Annotated in this window: 3 protein-coding genes; 2 read left to right on the top strand and 1 reads right to left on the bottom strand. The window is 47.5% G+C overall.

Annotation, left to right across the window (positions count from 1 at the left end; all coding sequences use genetic code 11):
• Nucleotides 1-212: 212 nt before the first annotated feature.
• Nucleotides 213-2,945, bottom strand: a complete 2,733-nt coding sequence (locus P5683_RS02530) for a TIGR03960 family B12-binding radical SAM protein (RefSeq protein ID WP_008053484.1) — start codon at nt 2,943-2,945, stop codon at nt 213-215.
• A 535-nt stretch (nt 2,946-3,480) separates the two neighbouring features.
• Between P5683_RS02530 and P5683_RS02535 the strand changes: the two genes are divergently transcribed.
• Nucleotides 3,481-3,675 (top strand): hypothetical protein, encoded by a 195-nt coding sequence (locus P5683_RS02535; RefSeq protein ID WP_006623919.1) that lies wholly within the window; start codon nt 3,481-3,483, stop codon nt 3,673-3,675.
• 242 nt (nt 3,676-3,917) lie between these two features.
• The coding region (locus P5683_RS02540) for an LL-diaminopimelate aminotransferase (protein ID WP_315669410.1) at nt 3,918-5,031 on the top strand (1,114 nt) is incomplete at its 3' end.

A 5,031-nucleotide genomic window follows, 5' to 3' on the forward strand; every position in this document is an offset into this window, starting at 1 on the left:
TCAGCTACCTGAAAGGGGGGCACGAAGCCCCCGTGCTTCAGCCGGGGGTGCTGACGGTTAACCCGACAGGGTTAGCAGGAGTGATCATAGAGGAAGGAGGAAGATGGATAAATCTGGGCGCTTATATCCAACGCTTACCACTTGAAACAGGCCAAGCCTGACTCTACCTTGGTTATAACCCTCAACCCGATCGCCTAAATTAGGCTTAGGTCTTAGGGTGAATCAGGTTTTGTACAGATTAGATCATTATACCCCAAATCAGCCGCACCTGTAACCTCGGCGCGTAGCGCTAGATGTTCTCGGTGGATGGAAATTAGTTGCAATTCCTGGCCGCTAACTTGTTCTAGCATATAAACCACTTGTTCTGGTCGCAGTTGAGTTCCATCATTGCGACAGGTTCCCAAATAACGCAATAGGGTAGCGTTTTGGGGTGGTTGGTCTAATTCCCATAGTGGAATTTTGACTGTTTCTTTTACGATCGCCTCTAGTTGTAACAACTGCTCACGCAGGTTAATAATTCTGATTCTACCCGATTTCGTAGTTTTTTCCCACAAGATTTCTGAACTGTTGAGTACAGCCTGCACCCAACCGGCCCAATGATTCGGGGTAATAGTCTCATCTGTGGCTTGTAAATGGATGATATAGGTAGCGTGTTCTATGGTTTCGGCGATCGCCGGCGAGTTAACGTCCACTTCTGCGACCCGATAAATGGGTAAGTTGTCGGGGAGAGAGGCGGATAGTTGCTGTTGAAAGGTTTGTATATCCATAGTCTCCGCCAGGTCAAAATCCGCAATTTCCCCGGTGCTAGTGGTCCCCAAAGGCAGTGCATTTCCCGGGGATATACGGGGGCCTGGATGATAGCCTCCGGTGAAGGATATGGGCAATTCTGCGCGTCTGACAGCCCGATCAAAAACTTTCATCAGGTCAAGATGTCCGACTAATGCCATGTCTCCCAATTTGCCAAACCAGACTCGCACCCGTTGGACTCGTTGGGAAGGCGGGACAAAATGACCAGCAAATTCGGGAATGGGTGGGGGTGTAAATACTACGTTATGGCCTAACTCTGGACCACATACCCCACAATGGGAGCAGGCGGCGAAAGAACAGTCGGGAACTGTGGCCGCTTCGATCGCCTTTTGTAGGTCTTGTTTCAGCCAGTTTTTGTCTATTCCGGTGTTGATATGGTCCCAAGGTAGAGGTTGGTCTAGTAGTTGTTCACGGTGGCTGTGGTCCTGGCTGTCCTCCGCGATCGCATTTTCCATGAGGTTCCATTCCCCCGCTTCTACTTGCCGATATTTCCAGCCTAACCCCGACTCCTCTATGGCTTGGGTCCAGGCGGCGAAGGCACGATCTAGGCTTTCCCACCAGGCATCCATTCCGGCCCCTAGTTCCCAAGCACGTTGGACTACCGGCCCTAGTCGGCGATCGCCTCTACCGATAAAGTCTTCCATAGCCGATATCCGCACGTCGGTAAAGTTGGCTTTAACGCCTTTGAGGCGGTGAAATTCAGCTTTTAGCAATTGCTGTTTGCGTTGAAATTCTTTGGTTGATACGCTGTGCCATTGAAAGGGTGTATGGGGTTTGGGGGTAAAATTGGAAATGGTCAGGTTAATGCTCAGGGGTCGGCGGCGGTGTTCCCGACATTCGCGCAGCAACCAGCGGACTGTTTCGGCGATACCTAGGACATCAGTATCCGTTTCTCCCGGCAAGCCGATCATAAAGTATAGTTTGATTTTATCCCAACCTTGGTCGTAGGCGGTTTTTACTCCTCGTAACAATTCCTCATTGGTGAGTCCTTTATTGATGACATCCCGCATTCTTTGGGTCCCCGCTTCTGGTGCAAAGGTCAGGCCACTGCTGCGGGTCCCGCCGATGATGTTGGCAATGTTTTCATCAAAGCGATCGACTCGTTGACTGGGTAGGGATAGGGATACGTTACTGTCGCGCAGACGGTTTTTGATTTCCATTCCCACTGCCGGTAATGATAGGTAGTCTGAACAGCTTAGGGATAATAGGGAAAATTCATTATATCCCGTTGCTTTCATCCCTTTGGCGATCGCCTCTACCACCGCTTCCGGTTCCACGTCTCTAGCCGGACGGGTTAACATTCCCGGTTGACAGAAACGACAGCCACGGGTGCAACCTCGTCTCACTTCCAAGGCTAGGCGATCGTGAACTGTTTGCACGAATGGAACCATTGTAATCGAATAGGCTGGCATCGGAGTCGCCACCCGGCGGATAATCCTTGTGGGTACTTCCGGATGGTTGGGATGAATTGACCCATCCCCTGCCATATCATAGAATTGGGGAACGTATACCCCAGGCACTTGGGCTAGGTCTAACAGCAGTTGTTCGCGGGTTAACCCTGTCGCTTTCCCTTCTTCTATCACTAAACCTATTTCCGGGAGGAGTTCCTCTCCGTCCCCCAGGGCGATAAAATCGAAAAAGTCCGCGTAGGGTTCCGGGTTCGATGTCGCCGTTTGACCTCCCGCGAAGATTAGCGGTCTTTCTCCTAGGGGGGTTTGTCCATCCCGATTCTGCCTTTGTTTCCAGGTTAGGGGAATTTGGGCAAGATCCAGCATTTCTAGAATGTTCGTGGCCCCTAGTTCGTAGCTGAGACTAAACCCCAGAATATCAAATTCCCTCAGAGGACGGCGGGACTCTACCGCAAATAACGGGGTTTGCGTCTCTCGCAGTTTTGTGATCAGATCCGCCGCCGGTAAATAGGCGCGATCGCATAATTGTCGGGGCTGGGCATTGATGATATTATAGAGGATTATATGCCCCAGGTTCGAGGCTCCTACCTCATAGATTTCTGGATACGTGAGAGACCAGCGCACTGCCGCTGATTCCCAGGGTTTGTGTTTCGCCCCTAATTCGTTACCTAAATATCGCGCTGGTTGGTTAATTTCTGGTGTGATTAATTCTTTGACTGAAACTGCCACTTTCTACCTCTTATGATTCTTAATCGGCAATCTTTACTTATACGTTTTGATTATGTTTGGCTTAGAAATGACGCATATAACACCATTATACATCATCGGTGCAATTCTGGTAAATTAAATTTTCCTGATTCACTACAGGACTTCCTGGCTGCCTATTTCCTGGGTTTTGGGGCTGATAATTAGTTGATAGATATCCAGATTTTGGGAATTAAAATATCCTCCCTATTTTCTATGCTGGGCTTGGTTGGCCATATTTGATGGGGCAGGTATTATATTACCCGTGGCACAAAGATTAAGTTTTTGTTAACTTATTCAGATACGATCAACTTGTCATGATATGACAAGAATTGTATTAAAAAACACAGACAAAAACTGTTTGATTGTCTCATAATATAGCAGCATCTTAATTTCTGCTATCACCAACCCCCAAGAGCCAGACTGCGTGATTTAGATCACATATTTATGGAGATAAAAATCACCAGCCAGACTGTTTATTGGTTGGAGAATTAACATAAGTTGAGTTACTTGACCACTCATGTCAGCCACCAATGGAATTCGAAAACTGGTATCTAAAGCACTTTACTTTAGATGTCTCACCCCCGAAATCGAAAACGGGATTAACTATGAACTGACTCGACTGGGTTATATTTCCGATGTGGATTATGAAGCCTTAGAATTACTGATGGACGAAATGGATGCCGGACGTATTCGCTTAGTACCTAGTCCCTAGGTTCGGAACCTAACACAGTTAATCAACCTGGGTCACCTTGAACCCGAAACTGTTGCATTTAATTTAGAGTTGTTGTTGCTGCCGATTTTCTTTTGGCAATAATTTAACTAAAAAGCCTGTAATTGAGGTGATCACAGGGTTGACATCGCCGTTCATTTACTGCTGTTCATGGCTGGGTTGTAAGAGTTTTCTGGTATAATTTTCTGGCTTATACCTAATGAACCAACCCCCTGTGAGTGATAATGCAGTTTGCTAAACGTTTAGAAAAAATCCCCCCCTACCTGTTTGCTGAAATTGACCGGAGACGCATAGAACTGGTTGCTCAAGGGGTAGATATAATTAATATTGGAGTGGGTGATCCTGACCAGCCCACTTTGGATCATATCAGGGTGGCTATGCACGATGCCATTGAAGACCCCTCCAACCACAACTATCCGCCCTATCGGGGTATGATAGAATACCGGGAGGCGGCGATCGCTTGGATGTCTCGTCGCTTTGGGGTGAATGGCTTAAACCCAGAAACCGAGATCATCTCCTCTGTCGGTTCTAAGGAAGCTATCCACAACACAGCCTTAGCTTTTGTGGAAGCTGGGGATATTGTCTTAATCCCCGATCCTGGTTATCCAGTCTATCGCACTTCTACCCTCTTCGCCGGGGGAGAGCCTTACTATGTTCCCCTACAGCCCGAAAATGGCTTTTTACCCGATTTACAAGCAATTCCAGAGGAGATAGCTAGGCGGGCTAAATTATTTTGGGTAAACTACCCGAACAATCCCACCGGTGCGATCGCCACCTTACAAGACTTTAGCACCATGGTAGATTTTTGTCAAAAGTTCGACATTCTACTATGCCATGATAACGCCTATTCCGAGGTTTGTTATGAAGGTTATCGAGCGCCCAGTGTCCTAGAGGTTCCCGGTGCCAAAGATATTGCTATTGAGTTTCATAGCCTGTCTAAATCCTATAATATGACCGGGTGGCGCATTGGGTTTGTCGTCGGTAATGAAATCGGGATTAAGGGATTAAGCCAAGTTAAAACTAATGTGGATTCTGGTGTATTTAAAGCTATTCAAAAAGCCGCGATCGCTGCTTATTTAACCTCAGAGTCAGACCGTCAAAAGCTGAATGATATTTATCAACATCGCCGCGATTTAGTGATTTCAGGATTGCGTTCTCTCCGTTGGAAAATTGAACCCCCCAAAGCCACATTATATATTTGGGTCCCGGTTCCCAGCAATTACACTTCCACAGAATTTGCCAAATTGCTATTAGAGAAATGCGGCGTGCTTGTCCCCCCTGGCAACGGTTATGGCGCGGCGGGAGAAGGTTTTATCCGCATGGCTTTAACTAACAAAG

It is taken from the genome of Limnospira sp. PMC 1279.21 (assembly GCF_032349615.1).
Taxonomy (GTDB): domain Bacteria; phylum Cyanobacteriota; class Cyanobacteriia; order Cyanobacteriales; family Microcoleaceae; genus Limnospira; species Limnospira fusiformis.

Bases quoted from the DNA above. Each gene is read 5' to 3' on its own strand.
- P5683_RS02535 (WP_006623919.1), top strand. From the start codon at position 3,481: ATGTCAGCCACCAATGGAATTCGAAAACTGGTATCTAAAGCACTTTAC.